This window comes from Caballeronia arvi, from assembly GCF_001544695.2.
Classification (GTDB): domain Bacteria; phylum Pseudomonadota; class Gammaproteobacteria; order Burkholderiales; family Burkholderiaceae; genus Caballeronia; species Caballeronia arvi.
This window is the reverse complement of record NZ_FCOM02000006.1, coordinates 54293-73434: the sequence shown is the minus strand read 5'-3', so window position 1 is coordinate 73434 and position 19142 is coordinate 54293. Positions and strand designations below refer to the sequence as shown.

The window sequence follows — 19142 nt, the reverse complement described above, 5'->3', positions numbered from 1 at the left end:
GGCAAATTTGTGGCCCTCGGGCTACTGTCTCACCACCGCGCCTCTGACGCTCCCGGCGGCTCCGATTCCCGCGCATACCCCACCGGCGTGCGCGCCAACCGTGCCGCAGGCCGCACCGCCGCCAACTCGCCAAACCCCGATCCATACCGTTCGACATACGCCGCGAAATCCGGCCTGGCGATCTTCAATCCGCCATCGACACGCCCGAACCCCCGCAACCACTGCCCCGTCTGCGCGAGCGACACCTCCACGTGCCAGCTCCCACCCTCCCGCTGTTGTTTCCACAACGCCGCCGCGGCTCCGAACGCCATCAAAAACCCGCTCGCCATATCGAGCATCTGCATCGGCAAGGGCCGCGGCTTGCCATCGCCCGCAGCTTCGCCTTCGGCCGCATTGAACCCCATCGCGGTCTGCACGAGCGAATCGAAGCCGCGCCTCGAAGCCCACGGTCCTTCCGTGCCATAAGCCGTCAGCGACGTATAAACAATCCCCGGCCGGCGCTCCGCAAGCGCCTGCGGCCCGAACCCAAGCGCAGCAATCCCGCCCGGCCGATATCCCTGCGCGAACACATGCGCGTCATCGATCAAACGCCAGAGCGTCTCCCGATCGCGATCCAGCCGAAGATCGAGCAACGCCGAGCGCTTGCCCCGGCTCGTATCCGCGATCGCGGGAATGTTTGGCAGATGCGGCGCGTTCACGAGCATCACATCCGCGCCGAACGCGGCGAGCGCCCGCCCGCCGACCGGCCCCGCGAGAATGCGCGTGAAATCGAGCAAACGGACGCCATCGAGCGGACGCGCATCGTTCGACAAGGAAGGCAACGAGCGAGGCGAAGCATCGCCGATGCGCGTGATCGTCATCAGCGGCTGCCCGGCGATAGCCTGCCCCTGCGGCGTCGCATCCCATTCATCGAACGTGCGCAGCATCGTGACGACAAGCCCTTGCGCCGCCGCCGCATCCTCGAAATCGCAGCCGCGCCACGCCAGCAACGCGCGCCCGGCATCCTCGCGCGTGGCTGTCTTCGGATCGAGCCCGAGCAGACGCAGCGCGCCATCCTGATGATGTTCGAAGTTCGCGTGAATGCGGACATAGCCGTCGGCGCATCGATAGAGACCGGAGAAGCGTCCCCACGTCTCGGGTTCCTTGCCATCGACGGTGAACGCGCCCGTGCATTCGACGGCCGCATGCGTCATGTCGACGGACACGCGCTGGCGTTCGACGCCGCGTGCATGCGCCAACTCGCACGCAGCGAGCGCCGCCGCGCCGATGGTCGCCTGCGCCGCCGTGCCGACGGCAAACGTGGAAGGAAAAACCGGATCGCGACCGGGAAGGTCGATGTAAGAAAGCGCATCGTCGGGCAAGCCGGCGATGCGCCATATGCTGCGCAGCGTATCGAGGGAAAAAGTCATGATGGGCGCTCGCACGTCGTGTGAAGCGCCCATTATCACGCCATAAGCGTCAATGACGCCGCGTCGCCAGCTCCGCGCCCTGACGCAGCGCTTCGAGCATGCTGCCTTCATCGGCGATGCCCTTGCCCGCGATATCGAACGCCGTGCCGTGATCGACCGACGTACGGATCACATCGAGCCCGACCGTCACGTTCACGCCCGCTTCGAGCCCGAGCACCTTCACCGGACCGTGCCCCTGATCGTGATACATCGCGACGACGAGATCGAAATCGCCACGCCCCGCGCGATAGAACAGCGTATCGGCGGGCAGCGGGCCGGTTACGTCGAGTCCGCGTTCCTGCAAGACCTTCACGGCCGGAATGATCTTCTCCTCTTCCTCGCCGTAACCGAAGAGGCCGTTTTCGCCCGCATGCGGATTGATCCCGCACACGCCGATGCGCGGCTTCGCAATGCCCGCCTTCACGAGCGTTGCGTTGCCGCGCTCGATCGTGCGCTGCACGAGACCCGGCTCGATCTTGCGGATCGCATCGATGATGCCGATATGCGTCGTCACGTGGATCACGCGCAATTGCGGCGCGACGAGCATCATCGAGACTTCGTCGACGCCCGTCAGATGCGCGAGCATTTCCGTATGGCCGGGAAACTTGTGACCGCCCGCGTGCAGCGCTTCCTTGTTGAGCGGCGCGGTGCAGATCGCGTCGATCTGATTCGCCTGCGCCAGTTCGACGGCGCGCGCGATGTACTGATACGCCGCATCGCCCGCGATCGCCGACAGCTCGCCGAAGGGCAGATCGTCGGGAATCAGGCCGAGGTCGATGCAGTCGATCACGCCCGGCTCGTAACGCGCTTCGGTTGCGTCCTTGATGCGGCGCACCGTCGCCTTGCCGCCGACGAGTTCATTCGCGCGTTCGAGGCGGCGCACATCGCCGATCACGAGGGGACGGCACTGCTTGTAGACCGCATCGTGCGCGAGGCTCTTGACGACGACTTCCGGGCCGACGCCGCTCGCGTCGCCCATCGTGATGCCGATTACGGGGAGATAGTTGCTCATGATGTGGGGTCTGGTGATGTCTGTTCTCAACGCGCGACGGGAAGATCCGCGCCGCGCAAATGCAAATAGGCGCCGAGCAGCGCATGCTCGCTGCCGAACGCGCCGGCTTTGGTGACGATCGAAGGTCCGCCGCCATTCGATGGCCGCCCGAGCGCGACGCCCGCCTCGATCTCGGTGACGAGCTCCAGGCTGCCGACCTTCGCGGCGGCGAGCATCGCGCGCGCGGTTTCGCCGCCGGTCGCGATGAGCCCGCCGAGCGCATCGAACGAAGGCGCGACGAGCGCCGCCAGCGCGTTCGACAGCAGCGCGCCTTCGGCGGGATCGAACGCGTCGTCGCGGCCGATGCGAACGATCGCATCTTCCTTGCCACGCACTTTCGCGCCGATGCGTTCGCCCCACGTCCGCCATTCCGGATGCCGCGCGCCGTCGCGCAACACGTCGGGCGGCACGATCATTTCGCAGACGCCGGCTTCGGCGCAGAGCATCGCGCATTGACGCTCTGAAATCGCCGAAAGACTGCCGACGAGCGCGAGGATCGGGCCTTGCGTCGGGTCGATGGAACACGTCGCTTTCACGGAAGCGTTCGCATCGAACAAATCGGGCAAAGCGGCCAGCTCGCGCGCGAGTCCGCCCGAGCCGACCCAGAAAAATTGCGCATCGACGGATGCGGTCACGCGGGCGAGCGTGGCGAGATCATCGCTGGTTTCGGCATCGACGATGATCGCGTCGATGCCGTTCGCCGTCGCCGCCGACGCCACCATCGCGGCGATGTCCTGCGGCGCGGCGCGCAACGCATCGAGCGAAACCAGCGCGGTGCGCAAGCCGACCATGTCGAGCATCGCGCGCAGTTCCGCGTTCCGTCCGGCGTTCTCGAGCTTCCACGTTTCGGTGTCTTCGAGCGGCACCCCGCGCACGATCACGCGGCCGTCGCGCACGGTGCGGCCCGTCGCCGGAAACGCGGGCGTGACGATCGCCGGCCCGGCGAGCTTCGTCAGCGCCGCGACTTCGGCGGTCCAGTTTCCGCGCAAGGTCGAATCGATCTTCTTGTACAGACGCCGCCCCGGCGCGCGCAACGCCTGCCACGCGCTCGCCGTGCGCTTCGCCGCATCGGCGGGGGCGAGGCGGCGCGTGTCGGTGTCGGCGGCGATGACGGCCGCGTCATCGTGCGACGCATTCGCATCGAGCGATACGACCGTCTTCAAACCCGCCGCCGCGAACGGGATTGCGCAGTCCGCGGCCCCCGACAGATCGTCGGCGACGATCAGCAAGCTCTTCATTGCGTGGCCTCGCTCGCCTTCGCGCGTGACTTCGATTCGGACGACGCGCGCGCCTGATTCCGCGCATTCACGCGCTTCGCGATCGACGCCGTGAGAATCGGCGAGACGATGGCCGTCACGACCACGCATGCCGCGACGAGCAGCGTCGCCGATTTCGCGGCTGCTTCATACACCGGATTGGCCGCCGCGATCAACGCCGGAACCGCTGCCGCGTTGCCCGCGGTGTTCGCCGCCGCCGCACCCGCGACGCCCGTGCCGCCCGTCAGACGATCCGCGAAGTAGAGCGGAATGCCCGTCACGATGACGACCGCGAGGCCTAGGCCGATGCCGAGCAGGCCGGCTTGCCAGACCTTGTGCAGATCCAGCCCGGCGCCGAGCGCCAGCGCGAAGAACGGAATCATCACGGGCACGGCGCGGGCGAGGAAATCGCGCATCTCGCGATCGAGATTGCCGAGCAGCATGCCGACCGCGAGCGGCAGGATGCTGCCGACGAGCGTCGGCCACGGAAACGCGGAGAGGCCCGCGACGCCGAGCGTGACCATCGTCAGGAACGGGCCGGATTCGAGCGACATGATCGTGTACGCGCCGACGTCTTCCGAGCGACCGTACTGGCCCATCAGCGCCATGTAGAGGCCGCCGTTCGTGTCGTTCATCGCGGCGACGACGGCGAGCGTCGAAATGCCCGCGAACAGGCCCGACGTGATCGGCTGCTCGCCGAGGAAATGCCCGAGCACGATGCCCGCGACGATCGCCGTGCCGACTTTCGTCGCGAAGAGCGCGCCGCCTTTCTTGATGAGATACGGCGTTGCCTTCACGTCGATGCTCGCGCCCATGCACACATAGAACACCGCGAGAATCGGCAGCGCGCCGGTGAAGAGCGCGTTCGTGAACGAGCCGAAGAACTTCGGCATGCCGGGCATGAACGTCGCGATCAGCGAGCCGATCAGCAGCGGAACGATCATCATCCCGCCAGGAACGCGCTCGACGGCGCGCTTGATGTGAATCTGAGCCATGCAAGTCTCCACGGTGGTTTCTGTCCGATTCGGTCATGGATTGATCGAATCGATCAAATCGGAGTGTAGTCCTCTCGTGCTTTTTGCGCAAATCGCTCGATGTTAGTGTTTACTCTGATCGATTCGAACCGTTTTGCCTGCTCGAATGATCGAACCGATCAAAATATCCGTCACGCGTTCGAAGCCGATAGGAGCATTCGGCAGACCCGCTACACTGTGCGTCGCCGCCAGAACCGCAAGCATTCAGGGAGAAGGATGAAAGTCGAGAAACGCCGTGAGGCGATGCTCAAGGCCGTGCTGTCCGGCATGAACGATGTCGCCGCGCTGTGCGGGCACTTCGGCATGTCGGAGGCGACGGTGCGTCGCGACCTGCGCGCGCTCGCCGACGAACGGCGCATCGTGCGCACGTATGGCGGCGCGGCGTCGGTGGGCATGCACGAGCCGGAAGAATCGCTCGATACGCGGCGCGAGAGTTTTCGGGAGCAAAAGGAAGCGATTGCGCGCGCGGCGGCGCGGCATGTGCAGGACGGCGACACGATCTTTCTCGACGGCGGCACGACCACTGCCGCGCTCGCGCGCTGCCTCGCGGGACGCAAGGAGATTCACGTCGTCACGAACAATCTGCTGGCGGTGAGCGTGCTGGCGGCGGCGGATGTGCGCGTGACGCTGATCGGCGGCGACGTGCGGCCGTCGAGCATGAGCACGCTCGGGGCGCTCGCGCAGGTGGCGCTTACGCGCGTGACGTTCGACAAGGCGTTTTTGGGCGCGGATGGCGTCGTCGCGGGGCGCGGGCTGTGCGAAGCGACGGCGGAGCAGGCGTTTCTGAAGGAATGCATCGCGAGCCAGGCGGCGGGCGTGTTCGTGCTGGTGACGTCGAACAAGCTGGAGCGCGCGAGCCAGCAGCACTGGACGCCGCTGGAGCGCAACTGGACCCTCGTCACCGATGCGCTGGTCGAAGCGCCGATACGCGCGCGCTTCGAAGGGCTGGGGAATGTGACGGTGGAAACCGCGGAGATTACGTCGAAAGAATCGTGACGAGCGCGACGGCCGAATCGCCCGCGAGCTGACCGCCGTTGTTCTCCGCGAGCGCGACCTTCGCGCCGGGCCGTTGCCGCGCGCCCGCCTTGCCGCGCAACTGCTGCGTCAACTCGACGATCTGCGCGACGCCCGTCGCGCCCACCGGATGCCCGCGCGACAGCAAGCCGCCGCTCGGATTCACGCTGATTCTTCCGCCAATATCCGTATCGCCCGAACGGATGAGCTTCGGCGCATCGCCGGGCGCGCACAGGCCGAGATTCTCGTAGTGGATCAGCTCGGCGGGCGCGGACGCATCGTGCAATTCGACGACATGCACGTCCTCCGGCCCGATGCCCGCTTCCTCATACGCCTCGCGCGCCGCGCGCACCGCCACCAGTTCGCCCGAACCATCCGCTTTCGCCGACACGATCGAGCTCGCGCGGATGAACACCGGCTGAATATCGTGCTTCGCCGCGAAATCCTCGGAGCAGATGAACACGGCCGCGCCGCCATCGCCGATCGACGAGCACATGAAAAGCGTCAGCGGATCGCTGACCATGCGGCTCGTCAAGACTTCCTCGACGCTGGTTTCCTTGCGGAATTGCGCATGCGGATTGAGCGAGCCCGCGTGACGGCTCTTCACGACGACGCGCGCGAAATCGCTCGCTTCCGCGCCGGTCTTCTCCATCCATTTGCGCGCCTTCGCGGCGTAGAGGTCCATGAAAAGCGAGCCCGTGCCGGTCGTCACGCCTTCGGGCAGCGGCTCTTCGAGATCGACGGCCTTCGCGAACGCGCCGAACGAAACCGACTTGTCTTCGTGCGACAGCTTCTCCACGCCGACGACGAGCGCCGTTTCCGCCTGCCCCGACGCCACCGCGAGCCACGCGAGATTGAGCGCCGAGCTGCCGGATGCGCACGCGTTCTCGACGTTGAACATCGGCTTGCCGTCGAGCCCGGTATTGCGCAGCGACGACTGCGCGCGAATCATCTCCTGTCCCGTGACGACGCCCGCCGCCGCGTTGCCGAAGAACACGCGGTCGACATCGTTCACGGTGACGTGTGCGTCCTTCAATGCGAGCGACACTGCTTCTTCCGCCAGCGACTTCAGATTGCGTTCGAGGAACTTGCCGAAGGGCGTCATGCCGACGCCGCCGATCACTACTTTACGCATGGTTGTCTCCATTGCATTTGAAAAGGGAAGGTTTTAGTCGGGCCTTAGTCGAGCCTTAGTCGAGCGTCTTGCCGCGCGTTTCCGGCATGCGGGCATAGACGATGCAGCTCGCCACGCACACGATGGCCACGTAGATCCACAGGTATTGCGCGATGCCGGCGTTGTTCATCGCGGTGACGACCGTCGGCAGCGTGCCGCCGAAGAGCGCCGCCGATACCGCATAAGGCAGCGCGACGCCCGTCGCCCGGACATGCGCGGGGAACTGCTCGGCCATCACGGTGGCGCAGGTCGCGGCGAAACCCGACGACAGCAACATGCCGATGCTGACGATGACCGTCGCGGTCCAGTAGTCGTTGCCAAGAAAGTGCAGCGCGGGCCAGGCGAAGAGCGCGGAGCCGGCGGCGAACGCGATCAGCACGGGCTTGCGTCCGATGCGGTCCGACAGCATGCCGAGCAGCGGAATCGCGACCAGCGACACGACGATCGAGACGACGCTCGCGCTGAACGCATCGCGCAGCGGCAGGCCGCGCATATGGGCGAGCGTCGGAAACATCACGAGCCAGAGATAGACGCACAGATTGCCCGCCATCGCGATGCCGATCACACGCAGCGCCGCGCGCCGGTGTTCACGCACGATCGTGACAAACGGATGGCGTGTGTGCTGCCGTGCGGACGCGCTCTTCTTGAACGCATCGGTTTCAGCGACGGCGAGCCGGAACCACAGCGCGACGAAGCCCATCAGCCCGGCGATCGTGAACGCGATGCGCCAGCCCCACGCGGCCATCGAAGGCGCGTCGATCATCGACGTGAGCAGCGCGCCGATCGATGCCGCCACGAGCACGCCCGCGTTCACCGCGAAGTGCTGCCACGACCCGGCGAAGCCGCGCCGCGACGGTGACGCCGATTCCATCAGGAACGTCGATGCCGAGCCGAACTCGCCGCCTGCGGCGAAGCCCTGCACGAGCCGCGCCGCGACGAGCACGAGCGGCGCGGCGACGCCGATCGACGCATAAGCGGGACACGCCGCGATGACGAGCGAGCTGCCCGCCATCAGCGCCACGGACAGCGCAAGTCCGTTCTTGCGGCCGTGGCGGTCCGCATAAGCGCCGAGCAGCGCGCCGCCGATGGGCCGCATCACGAAGCCGACCGCGAACACCGCGAAGGTCGCGAGCAGCGCGATGCTGGCGTTGTCGGCGGGGAAGAACTGCCGCGAGAACAGCGACGCGAACGTCGCGTAGATGATCCAGTCCGTGAACTCGACGATGGTGCCGAGCGTGGCCGCGATGATCGCTTTCTTCTGCGTTCGCGTAAGCGGCGTCGCGGCGGGTTCCGCGACGTTCGGTAGCGTGGTGTCCATGATGTCGTCTCCGTGTGGGTATGTGATGGACGCATCGTAGGTTTGGCTTATCCGTCGCTCAACCGACATTTTTTGCGCTTTCGATTGAGTTTTTCTCGATCAGGAAAACTCAATCAAGCTCGCAAAAAATGTCGTTTGAGTGCGTGCCGTATGAAGTCCTAGCATCGAGGCATTCGTTCAAGGAGACAGCAATGAATGCAACGGCAAAAGAAGTCGCGATCGTCACAGGTGGCGCGAAAGGCATCGGTTTCGGCATCGCGCAAGGGCTGGCGCGCGATGGCAAGCGCATCGCGCTATTCGATCTCGATCGCGCCGCGCTAGATGAAGCCGCGACGCGTCTTTCAGCGGAAGGCGCAGATGTGATCGCGCTGCCCGTCGATGTCACGGACAGCGCATCGGTGAATCACGCGGTAGAAGCCGTGACCCAGCGCTTTCAAAGAATCGACGTGCTCGTGAACAACGCGGGCATCGTGCGCGACAAGCGCATCACGCGCATGAGCGACGACGATTGGGACGCCGTCATCGATGTCAATCTCAAGTCGCAATTCCTGTGCTGCCGCGCGGTGCTCACGCACATGAGCGCGGCGAAGTACGGGCGCATCGTGAACATCTCGTCGCGCGCATGGCTCGGCGGCGCGGGGCAGACGAACTATTCAGCGGCGAAGGGCGGCGTCGTGAGTCTCACGCGCAGTCTCGCGCTCGAATGGGCGAAGGACGGCGTGACGGTGAACGCGGTCGCGCCCGGCATCGTCGATACGCCATTGTTTCAGGCCTTCGATAACGAGCTTCAGGAGAAGCTGAAGAAATCGGTGCCGGTGCAGCGCATCGGCACGCCCGACGATATCGCGGAAGCGGTGCGCTTTTTCGCGCGGCCCGAGGCGTCGTACATCACCGGACAGACGCTCTATGTGTGCGGCGGGCGCTCGCTCGCGTCGCCGAGCGTGTAAGGAGACGACGATGACCATTCGCTATAGCGTGTCCGATCACGTCGCCGTCGTGACGCTCGATCGGCCCGAAGCGCTCAACGCGCTCGATCTCGACAGCCTCACCGAACTGCGCGCGCATCTCGCCGATGCACGCGACGATGACGACGTGCGCGTCATCGTCATCACCGGCGCGGGCGCGAAATCGTTTTGCGTCGGCGCGGATCTGAAGCGCACCTTGCCGCCATCGACTTCGTTCGGATCGTCGTTCGTGAAGTCGATCGATCGCGCGGGCGCGGAAGGCATCTACGTGCGATTAATGGAGCTGAGTTCGCTGCGCATCTTCAAGCCGATGATCGCCGCGATCAATGGTTATTGCCTCGGCGGCGGGCTCGAACTCGCGCTGCAATGCGATCTGCGCATCGCATCGAAGAGCGCGGTGTTCGGGTTGCCGGAAGCGGTCGTCGCAAGCATTCCGGCCGTGTGCGGCATTCAGGCGTTGCAGCGCGCGGTGCCGTCCGCGGTTGCGATGAAGATGCTGTTCACCGGCGCAAAGATCGATGCGGAGTATGCGCATCGGATCGGTTTGATATCGGATATCGCGGAGCCGGAAGCGTTGCTCGACGATGCGCTCACGCTCGCGCGAAGCATCGCATCGAATGGGCCGCTCGCGGTGCAGATGATCAAGAAGGTCATCGAGACGAGCGCCAACGTGCCGCTCGCGCAGGCGCTCGAATTCACCGAACTCGCGTGGGGCGCGATGCGCGAATCGGAAGACCGCGTCGAAGGGCGCAAGGCGTTCGCGGAGAAGCGCAAGCCGGTTTATCGCGGACGTTGAATCATCACGCAGAAAGCAGCCACGTGCGAAACGCGGCGAACTCGGGATTCGACAGATGCGCGGGCGGATAGATCAGGTAGTACGTGAACGCGCCGAGATCGAGCACGAAGGAAAACGGCATCACGAGCGTGCCCGCCTGCAACTGATCCGCGACGAGCACGCGCTGCGCCATCGCGATGCCGTGCCCTTGCGTCGCTGCGAAGTACGCGAGGATCGAGCTTTCGTAGGAGAGGCCGCCGAGCGGATTCACGCCGCGCACGCCGGCGGCGTCGAGCCATGTGGCCCAGTCCTCGCGGCGCGCGAGCGAATGCAATAGCGGCACGTTGCGCAAGGCTTCGGGCGTGGCGTCGCCGAGATCGGGATGCGATTGCAGAAACGCCGGGCTGCACACGGGCACGAGTTCGTTCGGCACGAGCCGGTCGAAGCCGAGATCGGATGACGGCGCATGCGAAAGACGAATCGCGCCATCGACGTCTTCGCTGTTGAAGTCGACCGGCTGAAGCGATGTCGTCAGGCTCACTTCGATATCCGGATGATCGCGATGAAACGTTGAAAGGCGCGGCAGCAGCCAGTTCATCGAAAAGGTCGTGTAGGCGCGGATTTTCAGCGTGCGCCGGCGCCGCGCCTCGGTGAGATTGACGGTCGCGGTGCGCAAGGTGTCGAAGCTGCGGATGACGTCGGCGAGATAGCGCGAGCCCATCGGCGTGAGCGTGATCGCGCGATGCCCGCGCTCGAAGAGCAGCACGCCGAGCTGATCTTCGAGCAGCTTGATCTGCCGGCTGACGGCGGCGGGCGTGACGTTCAGCTCATCGGCGGCGAGCTGAATGCTGAGCAGGCGGCCGCAGACTTCGAAGGCGCGCAGCGCGTTGAGTGACGGTAGGGTTCGCATCAAAAAATGGTAGCAATGTGCGCGATGACGCGCCAGCCGTAGAAACAAGGAGACGATCATGCTGGAAGGTTTGAAAGTGCTGGCGTGCGGCGCGCGCGATGCGGTGAAGCTGTGCGCGACTTTGCTCGAACGCGCGGGCGCGATGGTGGATTTCGCCGCGGCGGATTCGATGGATTACGACGTGATCGTGATTTCGTCGGATATGGATGATGCCGCTGGCTGGAAAGCATCGGACGCAAGCATCGTGTGCGATATCACCGCGACATCGCCGCAGGATTCGCGTTCCGGCACGCCCTGGTCCGATGCGCAAATCCAGGCGATGAGCGGCCTCATGGACACGACCGGCTTCGCGCACGGCGCGCCGGTGCGCATCGGCATTCCGTTCACGGAAGTATCGGCGGCGCTGTATGCGTCGGCGGCGATTGCGTCGGCGGTGCGTGTGAAGCGCACGCGCGGCATCGTGCAGAACATCGGCGTGACATTGAGCGGCTGTGCGGCGAGCGCGCTCACGACTTTCCTGCCCGCGGCATTCGCGCGCCGCACGGCGGCGCGTGTGGGCAATCGCCATCCGGCGTGCGCGCCGTGGAATGCCTACCGCACTCGCGACGGCTGGATTCTGATCTGCACGAGCACCGAAGAGCAATGGCGCAAGCTCAGGCAGGAAGCGTCCGTGCCGCAACTCGACGACGCGCGTTTCGAGACGCTCAGCGGTCGCGTGCAACATGTCGATGAACTCGACGCGCTCATCGAAACGTGGACGACGACGCTCGCCACCGACGATTGCACGCGCATCTGCGAGCGCATCGGCGTGGCGGCGGGGCCGATCGTCGGCATCGGGGAATTGCCGCGCGAGCCGAACTTTCGCATGCGTCATGCAGAGGCGGCGACTTCGATCGAAACGAACGGCATCGATGCCGATACGTACAAGCATGTTTCGATCTTCGAAGCGTCGGTGTTGAGTCAGACGCGCGCCGAAAGAGAGCCGGAAACCTGTGAAGAGGGCAGTAATGCGCCGCTCGCGGGGGTCAAGGTCATCGAAATCGGCCAGTACACGACGGCGCCGCTCGTCGCCAAGCATCTTGCGGCGCTCGGCGCGCATGTCGTGAAGATCGAGCCGCCCGAGGGCGAAGTCGCGCGTTCGTGGCTGCCGGGGCAGGGCGGCACCAGCTATTTCTTCGCGCTCAACAACACGGACAAGGAGACGATCGCGCTCGATCTCAAGCAGGAAAGCGATCGCGCGCACTTGCGCACGCTGCTCGCGGATGCCGACGTGCTCGTCGAAAACCTGCGTCCCGGTGCGCTCGCGAAACTCGGCTTCACGCGCGAGACGCTCGGCGCGATCAATCCTCGTCTCGTCTATTGCTCGATATCGGGCTTCGGGATCGAGTCGGCGTATCCGTCGCGGCCCGCGTTCGACACCGTCATTCAGGCGATGGGCGGCCTCATGGATCTCACGCGCAGCGATGGCGCGCCGGTCAAGATCGGCGCTTCGGGCGCGGATATTCTCGGCGGTCAGGCGGCGCTTTTCGCGATCGTCGCGCGGCTGGCATCGCGAAGGGAAGAAGCGGGCGCGTTCATCGAAATATCGATGCAGGACGTCGCCGCGTGGTGCGCGTTGTTCGCGGCGGGCCGTGAACCATCGCGCGGACAGGCGCTTGCGTGTCTCGACGGCCACGTGTGGGTCGAAGGCGATGTCACCGACGCCGAACGCGCAGGCTGCATCACGCTGCCGAAGAAAGTCGCGGCGCAGAAACTTGCGCAAGCGGTGCCGGTCGTGCGCGTCGATGAACTGCTCGAAGACGGCGATTTTCTCGCCGACGTATTGAGCGCCGCGCGCGATGCGAACGGCGCGTTCTGGCCAGTGCTGAAAGTGCCTTATCGGCTGGCGAAGACGCCCGCCAGCGTGCGCGCGGTGCCGGGCGCGGCGCAAGGCTTCAGACGCGCCCCGCCAGCGCCAGCACGCGCTCCAGTTCCGGAAGATCGACCGGCTTGACGAGATGCGCGTCGAAACCGGCGGCGCGCGTGCGCGCGATGTCTTCGTCGGAACCGAGGCCCGTCATCGCCGCGACGATCACGCGGCGGCCGGGCTTGTCATCCTCGTCGCGCATCCGGCGGATCACGTCGAAGCCCGTCATGCCGGGCATCGAGAGATCGAGCAGCACGACCTGGGGCCGCGTTGCATCGAATGAATCGAGCGCGCCCGCGCCATCGTAGGCGGCGCGCGCGCTGTGGCCGAGCATGTCGACGAGCAGCGTCATGCTGTCGGCGGAATCGCGGTTGTCGTCGACGACGAGCACATCGAGCTGACGGCTCGCGATCGCCGACGGCGCCGCGCCCGTGGTTGCGTCGCTCGCAGGCGGCTCGGCGAGCGGCAGCCACAGCGAGAAGGCGCTGCCGCGTCCCGCGCCGCCGCTCTTAGCTTCGACATGGCCGCCGTGCAGCTCGGCGATTGCGCGCACGAGCGTCAGGCCGATGCCGAGGCCGCCCTCGTCGGGATGCGCGCCCGGCGGATGCTCCTGCACGAACAGATCGAACACGATGCCGAGCGCGTCCGGCGATATGCCGCGGCCTTCGTCGGTCACGCGCACCAGCACCGAGCCGCCGCGTGGACCGACTTCGAGCGTGATGATCGAATCGTGCGGGCTGAACTTCGATGCGTTGTTGAGCAGATTGTTGAGCGCCTGCACGAGCCGCGTCGGATCGCCGTTGACGTAGAGCGGCTGGCCGCCCGTCTGCACGACGATGCGCTGCCCGCGCGCGTCGCACAAAGGTTCGCTCGCTTCGACGCTCAGATGCACGACATCGGCAATATCGACGGTCTCCGTCGTCAGGCGGATCTTGCCGGAACTCACGCGCCCGGCTTCGAGCAGGTCGTCGACGAGCTTCGTCAGATGCGCGAGCTGTCGATCGACGATCTGGCGGCTGCGGATCACGTCGGCGTCATCCGATGCCTTCAGCTTCAGGATGCTCACCGCGTTGCGGATCGGTGCGAGCGGATTGCGCAGCTCGTGCCCCAGCAGCGCGAGAAACTCGTTCATGCGCCGGCTCGATGCTTCGAGCTCTTCGAGACGCCGCCGCGCCGTCATGTCGCGCGTGATTTGCACGAAACCCTGCGCGTTGCCGTTCGCGTTCGGCAGCGCGCTCAGGATCATGTGCGCCCAGAACTCGGAGCCGTCCTTGCGCACGTGCCAGTCTTCGTGCTCGACACGCCCGCGTTGCGCCGCGAGCATGAGATCCTCGCCGGGACGGTCGCGGCCGTGCTCGTCGGAGGTATAGAAGAGCGCGAAGTGGCGGCCGATCGCTTCCGCCGACGTGAAGCCGTAGATCGCGTGCGCGCCGTCGTTCCACGAGCGCACGTGGCCGTTCTGGTCGAGCATGCAGATCGCGTAGTCGCTTACCGAGTTGATGAGCAGGCGCAAGCGTTCGTTCGCCTCGGTCGCGGCGCGCCGGTCGGTGATGTCGTGCACGAAGCATGCGAACTGGCGCTGGCCTTCGTACCAGACTTCGCTGATCGTGAGCTCGGCGGTGAACTCGCTGCCATCGCGGCGCAGCGAGGGCAGCTCGACGCGCTTGTTGATCATGCGCGCCTCGCCTGTCGCGAGATAGCGCGTGAGTCCGGCGCGATGCGCGTCGCGAAAGCGCTCCGGCACGATGAACGACGCGAGATCCTTGCCCGTCACCTCATGCGGCTTCCAGCCGAATAGCAGTGTGGCCGCCTCGTTCCAGTCGACGGTCATGCCGGCTTCGTCCATCGATACGAACGCGACGTGCGCGTTGTCGAGCACCGTCTGACGGCGGCGCATGGCATCGGCGAGCTTCTTTTCGTACTCGATGCGCAGCGACGACTCGACGGTCAGATCCGCCGCGACGTTCGCGTTTTCCTTCACGAGCTTGCGATTTTCCTGCGCGATCTCTTCCCGCGCGATGGTCTCCGCGATGCACGCGCAGAACGCATTGAGAATGCTGATGTCGGATTGCCCGAAATAATCGACTTCGCCGGAGATGAGTTTCAGCACCGCGACCGAGCGGCCTTCGTAGACGACGGGCGCGACGACCATGGACACGGCGCCGACCGCCTCGCACGCCGCGCGATCCACGCGATGATCCGTCGCTGCATGGCGGCAGATGAGCGCCTGCTGACGCGTGATGGAAAGTCCCGACAGGCTGCCCGACGTCGGCAGCCGCACGCCGATGTGCGCCGCCGCCGCGCCGCTCGCCGCGAGATACAAAAGCTCGTCGCCTTCGATCCATTCGACGACCGCGGACGCGACGCCTGCGACTTCCCTCAGCGTGTCGGTGACTTTCTGGAGATAGGCGGGAAGCGGCAGGCGCGAGTGGGCGAGACTGGCGAAGGTGGCGAACCATCGCTGGAAATGCGCCTGACGCCTGTGTTCCGCCTTGATTTTCCGGTCCGGTGTGGATGCCTCGTATTGTGTCCGCATAGGCCTAGTTCGCTCGATGCATCGGAGCCATTGGAACATAGATTGGCGGCAATCGTTTGCGGATTACGGAAACGTTTAATGGCGAAAAAGGGCCGCATTCAATACGCATACCGCCCGACCACTTCCGCCACGCGCCCCAACGCCTGCTCCAGCGTCGCCGCATCCACCGATCCCAACGCCAGCCGCAACGCATGCGGCACGTGCGCCGACGTGCAGAACGGCTCGGCCATCGACACCGAAATGCGCTCTTCCGCCAGCGCCGCAGCGATGCGGTCCGCGCGCACGTCTTCCGGCATCGGCAGCCAGACGAAGTACGAAGCCGGATGCGCGACGCGCTTCAGCCGTCCCAGCGCGCGAGCCGCGATCACCTGCCGCATCGACGCATCCGCGCGCTTCTCCGCTTCGAGCCTTTCGACCGTGCCGTCTTCGAGCCAGCCGCACGCGATCGCCGTCATCACGCCGGGCGTGTTCCATGTCGTCACGCGGATCGCGCGTTCGATCTTGCGCACCCATTCGGGCGGCGCGGCGACATAGCCGACACGCAGTCCCGTCGCGACATTCTTCGAAAACCCCGACACATACACCGTGAGTTCGGGCGCGATGGCGGCGAGCGGCGGCGGAGCATCGTCGGCGAGAAAGGCGTAAGCGGCATCCTCGATGATGAAAAAACCATGCTTGCGCGCAAGCGACACCAACTGCCTGCGGCGCGAAGCCGTCATGACCCAGCCGAGCGGATTGTGCAGCGTCGGCATCGCGTAGAGCGCGCGCACGCGACGGCGCTTGCATAGCGCATCGAGCGCGTCGGCGTCCGGACCCGCGCCCGATGCGGGCAAAGGCGCCAGTTCGAGCCGGTACGCCTCGGCCAGCATCTTGAAGCCGGGATACGTCAGCGTATCGACGGCAACCACATCGCCCGGCTTCAGCAGCGCCATCACGGTCGTGGCGAGGCCGTGTTGCGCGCCATCGACGAGCATCACGCGATCGCCGCTGATCTCCAGCCCGCGCCGCGCGAGATGCCGCGCCACCGACGCACGGTCGCGCGCGCGTCCGCCATGCGGCTGATAGCGCAAGAGCGCTTCCAGATCGCCCGCCGATGACAACTGCCGCAATGCATTGCGCAGCAAATCCGCCTGGCTCGCCAGCGCCGGATAGTTGAAGTTGAGATCGACCATGTCCGACGCGATCGCAACCTGATCGAGGCCGAGCTCCCGCGCGAGCGTCGTTTCCTTCACGAAGGTGCCGCGTCCGGTTTCACCGCTGACGAGACCCATCGCGCTGAGTTCCGTATAGACGCGCGTGGCGGTCACGAGCCCGAGCCCTTCGCGTGCGGCCAGTTGCCGATGCGTCGGCAGTCGCGTGCCCGGCTTCAGCCGCCCCGAGCGGATATCGTCCGCGAATCGGTCGACGATTTGCTTGTAGCGAGGCGGTTGCGGCATGAGCGGCCCTCGTCGGACGTGGCAGATGTATCCATGACAAGTTTTTGATTGTATTTGTTTATGCCCTTAGCATGGGTCCGTGCGCAACCCATGCCCGAAAGGAACACATCATGCATATCGCCATACTCACGTTCGACGGCTTCAACGAGCTGGATTCGTTGATCGCGCTCGGCATTCTGAATCGCGTGAAGAGGCCGGACTGGAAGGTGTCGATCGCGTGTCCGTCGGAAGAAGTGCGATCGATGAACGGTGTCGTGCTGAAGGCGCAGGCGACGCTGGAAGACGCAGCGCAGGCCGATGCCGTGATCGTCGGAAGCGGGAGGCTGACGCGCGATGTCGTCGCCGATGCCGCGTTGATGGCGCGCATCCGGCTCGATCCTGCACGTCAGTTATTGGCGGCGCAATGCTCAGGCACGCTCGTTCTCGCGAAGCTCGGCCTGCTCGATGACGTGCCTGCCTGCACGGACCTGACGACGAAATCGTGGGTCGAGGAAGCAGGCGTGCGCACGCTCGATCAACCGTTCGTCGCGAACGGCAACGTGGCGACGGCGGGCGGCTGTCTTGCTTCGCAGTATCTCGCGGCGTGGGTGATCGCGCGGTTCGAAGGCGTCGAGGCCGCGCGCGACGCGATGCACTACGTGGCGCCCGTTGGCGAGAAAGCGATCTACGTCGAGCGCGCGATGAAGAACATCGCGCCGTATCTCGATGTCAACGCGCTGGCGTGAATCACGCCCGCTTCTTTTCGCGCAGCGCTTCGTCCACGCGCTTGCCTCTGCCTTTGCCCGATACGACCTTCAGCTTCTTGCGCGTGAGGGCGAGCGCTTCCGCTTTGGTCGCGACGCACGGTCCCGAGCCGAGCAGAGGCTGCCGCGCGGTTTCGCGCAACGCGAGCACCGACACCACGCCGATCGCCGATGCCGCTATCAGGTAGTACGCGGGCATCATCAGATTGCCGGTTACATCGACGAGCCATGCGGTGACGAGCGGCGTCGTGCCGCCGAAAAGCGACACCGACACGTTGAAGCCGATGGCGAGTGCGCCGTATCGAATGCGCGTCGGGAACAGCGCGGGCAATGCGGACGGCATCACGCCGGTGAATGTCGAAAGCAGCGCGCCGAGAATCAGCAAGCCGAAAAACACCGGCAGCAGCGCGCCCGTGCGCACGAGAAGAAGGGCGGGAATCGACAGCACGAAGAGACCGACGCAGCCGGCCAGCATCACCGGCTTGCGGCCGATCATGTCGGAGAGATGGCCCGCAAAAAGCGTCATCGGGATCATCAGCACCATGACGAGCAGCACGAGAAAGAGGCCGTGCGTTTCGTCGAAGTGCAATGTCGCCGACAGAAAGCTCGGCAAGTACGACAGCGCCATGTAATCGGTGACGTTGAAGATCAGCACGAGGCCGACGCATTGCATCATCGGCCTGAACTGCTGCGCGAGCAGTGCGGAGAGCGATTGCTTCGGGCGCGACCGCTCATGCGCTTCGCGCGTCTCCGCTTCCTTCTTGAACGCCGGCGTCTCTTCGAGCTTCATGCGGATATACAGGCCGACGAGCCCGAGCGGTCCCGCGATCATGAACGGCACGCGCCATCCCCATGAAAGCAACGCGTCGTGCGAGAGTGTCGCGGTCAGGACAGCGACCGTGCCCGCGCCGAGGATATAACCCGCGAGCGTGCCGACTTCGAGAAAGCTGCCGTAAAAGCCGCGCCGCGCATCGGTCGAGAATTCGGCGATGAACGTGGCCGCGCCGCCGTACTCGCCGCCCGTCGAGAAGCCCTGCACGAGTCGCGCGACGAGCAGCAGCACCGGGGCGAGGATGCCGATCGAGTGATAGCTCGGAATCAGGCCGATGCAGAAGGTGCCGACGGCCATCATGATCATCGTCATGGCGAGCACGCGCTGCCGGCCGATCCGGTCGCCGAGCGGGCCGAACACCATGCCGCCGATGGGCCGCACGAGAAAGGCCGCGGCGAACGTGCCGAAGGTCGCGATCAGTTGCGCCGACGGGCTGCTCGACGGAAAGAACACCTTGCCGAGCACCACGGCGATATAGCTATACACACCGAAATCGAACCATTCCATTGCATTGCCGAGCGCCATTGCGCCGACGGCGCGTTTCAGCAGGGCATGATCGACGATGGTGATATCGCCCAACGTGAGGGGCGATGGCGATGTACTTCGGGCGTTGCGCTCGTGCGAAGGGCTCAATTGTCTCACTCCTGATTTCCGATGAGGCACGCGGCCCTCGGCATGATGGTTCGTGAGAGTGTGCGGACCGTGGCGCGCGCGTGCCTTCGCTCACGCGTCGGCAAATCGGTT

15 protein-coding genes are annotated in these 19142 nt (G+C 65.4%); 5 read left to right on the top strand and 10 right to left on the bottom strand.

The genetic code is table 11. The annotated features are described in order from the left end of the window. Positions 1 to 29: 29 nt before the first annotated feature. Genes AWB74_RS09390 through AWB74_RS09375 form a run of 4 tightly spaced genes read right to left on the bottom strand, consistent with a single transcriptional unit; the run spans position 30 to position 4750 of the window. Complete coding sequence (locus AWB74_RS09390; protein ID WP_061146494.1) at positions 30 to 1409, bottom strand: CoA transferase; 1380 nt, start codon at positions 1407 to 1409, stop codon at positions 30 to 32. Between the two features lie 49 nt (positions 1410 to 1458). After that, positions 1459 to 2460, bottom strand: coding sequence for a 4-hydroxythreonine-4-phosphate dehydrogenase PdxA (gene pdxA, locus AWB74_RS09385; protein WP_061124119.1), 1002 nt, complete (start codon positions 2458 to 2460; stop codon positions 1459 to 1461). Positions 2461 to 2486: 26 nt separating this feature from the next. Continuing rightward, positions 2487 to 3737, bottom strand: coding sequence for a four-carbon acid sugar kinase family protein (locus tag AWB74_RS09380; protein WP_061146493.1), 1251 nt, complete (start codon positions 3735 to 3737; stop codon positions 2487 to 2489). Next, a complete protein-coding gene (locus AWB74_RS09375) occupies positions 3734 to 4750 on the bottom strand; it encodes a 2-keto-3-deoxygluconate permease (RefSeq protein WP_061146492.1) in 1017 nt (338 codons plus the stop codon). The genes AWB74_RS09380 and AWB74_RS09375 overlap by 4 nt, the downstream gene beginning before the upstream one ends. Positions 4751 to 5005: 255 nt before the next feature. Between AWB74_RS09375 and AWB74_RS09370 the strand changes: the two genes are divergently transcribed. Continuing rightward, positions 5006 to 5785 (top strand): DeoR/GlpR family DNA-binding transcription regulator, encoded by a 780-nt coding sequence (locus AWB74_RS09370; protein ID WP_061146491.1) that lies wholly within the window; start codon positions 5006 to 5008, stop codon positions 5783 to 5785. Here the strand turns inward: AWB74_RS09370 and AWB74_RS09365 are convergent. Next, the gene (locus tag AWB74_RS09365; RefSeq protein WP_061146490.1) at positions 5766 to 6938 is read right to left on the bottom strand and encodes a thiolase family protein; all 1173 of its coding nucleotides are present in this window, start codon (positions 6936 to 6938) and stop codon (positions 5766 to 5768) included. The two genes, AWB74_RS09370 and AWB74_RS09365, sit on opposite strands and share 20 nt — an antisense overlap. A 55-nt stretch (positions 6939 to 6993) precedes the next feature. Then, positions 6994 to 8295: an MFS transporter gene (locus tag AWB74_RS09360; RefSeq protein ID WP_061146489.1), complete on the bottom strand. Its 1302-nt coding sequence runs from the start codon at positions 8293 to 8295 to the stop codon at positions 6994 to 6996. A gap of 191 nt (positions 8296 to 8486) precedes the next feature. Here AWB74_RS09360 and AWB74_RS09355 point away from each other — a divergent pair, with 191 nt between their 5' ends. Next, the gene (locus tag AWB74_RS09355; protein ID WP_061146488.1) at positions 8487 to 9242 is read left to right on the top strand and encodes an SDR family NAD(P)-dependent oxidoreductase; all 756 of its coding nucleotides are present in this window, start codon (positions 8487 to 8489) and stop codon (positions 9240 to 9242) included. Between the two features lie 10 nt (positions 9243 to 9252). Then, positions 9253 to 10056 (top strand): enoyl-CoA hydratase/isomerase family protein, encoded by an 804-nt coding sequence (locus AWB74_RS09350; protein WP_061146487.1) that lies wholly within the window; start codon positions 9253 to 9255, stop codon positions 10054 to 10056. Positions 10057 to 10060: 4 nt separating this feature from the next. Here the strand turns inward: AWB74_RS09350 and AWB74_RS09345 are convergent, their stop codons facing one another. Beyond that, entirely contained in the window at positions 10061 to 10945 is an 885-nt protein-coding gene (locus AWB74_RS09345) for a LysR substrate-binding domain-containing protein (protein ID WP_061146673.1), read from the bottom strand. Between the two features lie 58 nt (positions 10946 to 11003). On the opposite strand from AWB74_RS09345, the gene AWB74_RS09340 reads away from it, so the two are divergent. Then, on the top strand, positions 11004 to 12938 hold the full coding sequence (locus AWB74_RS09340; protein ID WP_087038918.1) for a CaiB/BaiF CoA-transferase family protein: 1935 nt from the start codon (positions 11004 to 11006) through the stop codon (positions 12936 to 12938). Here the strand turns inward: AWB74_RS09340 and AWB74_RS09335 are convergent. Both AWB74_RS09335 and AWB74_RS09330 read right to left on the bottom strand, forming a co-directional pair. After that, complete coding sequence (locus AWB74_RS09335) at positions 12880 to 15387, bottom strand: hybrid sensor histidine kinase/response regulator (protein WP_061146486.1); 2508 nt, start codon at positions 15385 to 15387, stop codon at positions 12880 to 12882. The two genes, AWB74_RS09340 and AWB74_RS09335, sit on opposite strands and share 59 nt — an antisense overlap. Positions 15388 to 15485: 98 nt before the next feature. Then, positions 15486 to 16823 (bottom strand): aminotransferase-like domain-containing protein, encoded by a 1338-nt coding sequence (locus AWB74_RS09330; protein WP_061146485.1) that lies wholly within the window; start codon positions 16821 to 16823, stop codon positions 15486 to 15488. A 110-nt stretch (positions 16824 to 16933) separates the two neighbouring features. Between AWB74_RS09330 and AWB74_RS09325 the strand changes: the two genes are divergently transcribed. Continuing rightward, complete coding sequence (locus AWB74_RS09325) at positions 16934 to 17548, top strand: DJ-1/PfpI family protein (RefSeq protein WP_061146672.1); 615 nt, start codon at positions 16934 to 16936, stop codon at positions 17546 to 17548. Position 17549: 1 nt separating this feature from the next. Here AWB74_RS09325 and proP read toward each other — a convergent pair whose 3' ends face one another. Beyond that, positions 17550 to 19031, bottom strand: a complete 1482-nt coding sequence (gene proP / locus AWB74_RS09320; RefSeq protein WP_061146484.1) for a glycine betaine/L-proline transporter ProP — start codon at positions 19029 to 19031, stop codon at positions 17550 to 17552. Positions 19032 to 19142: the final 111 nt, after the last annotated feature.

Coding starts and splice junctions, on each gene's coding strand:
- AWB74_RS09380 (WP_061146493.1), bottom strand. CDS start 3,737: ATGAAGAGCTTGCTGATCGTCGCCGACGATCTGTCGGGGGCCGCGGAC.
- AWB74_RS09345 (WP_061146673.1), bottom strand. CDS start 10,945: ATGCGAACCCTACCGTCACTCAACGCGCTGCGCGCCTTCGAAGTCTGC.
- AWB74_RS09335 (WP_061146486.1), bottom strand. CDS start 15,387: ATGCGGACACAATACGAGGCATCCACACCGGACCGGAAAATCAAGGCG.
- AWB74_RS09360 (WP_061146489.1), bottom strand. CDS start 8,295: ATGGACACCACGCTACCGAACGTCGCGGAACCCGCCGCGACGCCGCTT.
- AWB74_RS09340 (WP_087038918.1), top strand. CDS start 11,004: ATGCTGGAAGGTTTGAAAGTGCTGGCGTGCGGCGCGCGCGATGCGGTG.
- AWB74_RS09370 (WP_061146491.1), top strand. CDS start 5,006: ATGAAAGTCGAGAAACGCCGTGAGGCGATGCTCAAGGCCGTGCTGTCC.
- AWB74_RS09355 (WP_061146488.1), top strand. CDS start 8,487: ATGAATGCAACGGCAAAAGAAGTCGCGATCGTCACAGGTGGCGCGAAA.
- AWB74_RS09330 (WP_061146485.1), bottom strand. CDS start 16,823: ATGCCGCAACCGCCTCGCTACAAGCAAATCGTCGACCGATTCGCGGAC.
- AWB74_RS09390 (WP_061146494.1), bottom strand. CDS start 1,409: ATGACTTTTTCCCTCGATACGCTGCGCAGCATATGGCGCATCGCCGGC.
- AWB74_RS09325 (WP_061146672.1), top strand. CDS start 16,934: ATGCATATCGCCATACTCACGTTCGACGGCTTCAACGAGCTGGATTCG.
- AWB74_RS09375 (WP_061146492.1), bottom strand. CDS start 4,750: ATGGCTCAGATTCACATCAAGCGCGCCGTCGAGCGCGTTCCTGGCGGG.
- pdxA (WP_061124119.1), bottom strand. CDS start 2,460: ATGAGCAACTATCTCCCCGTAATCGGCATCACGATGGGCGACGCGAGC.
- AWB74_RS09365 (WP_061146490.1), bottom strand. CDS start 6,938: ATGCGTAAAGTAGTGATCGGCGGCGTCGGCATGACGCCCTTCGGCAAG.
- AWB74_RS09350 (WP_061146487.1), top strand. CDS start 9,253: ATGACCATTCGCTATAGCGTGTCCGATCACGTCGCCGTCGTGACGCTC.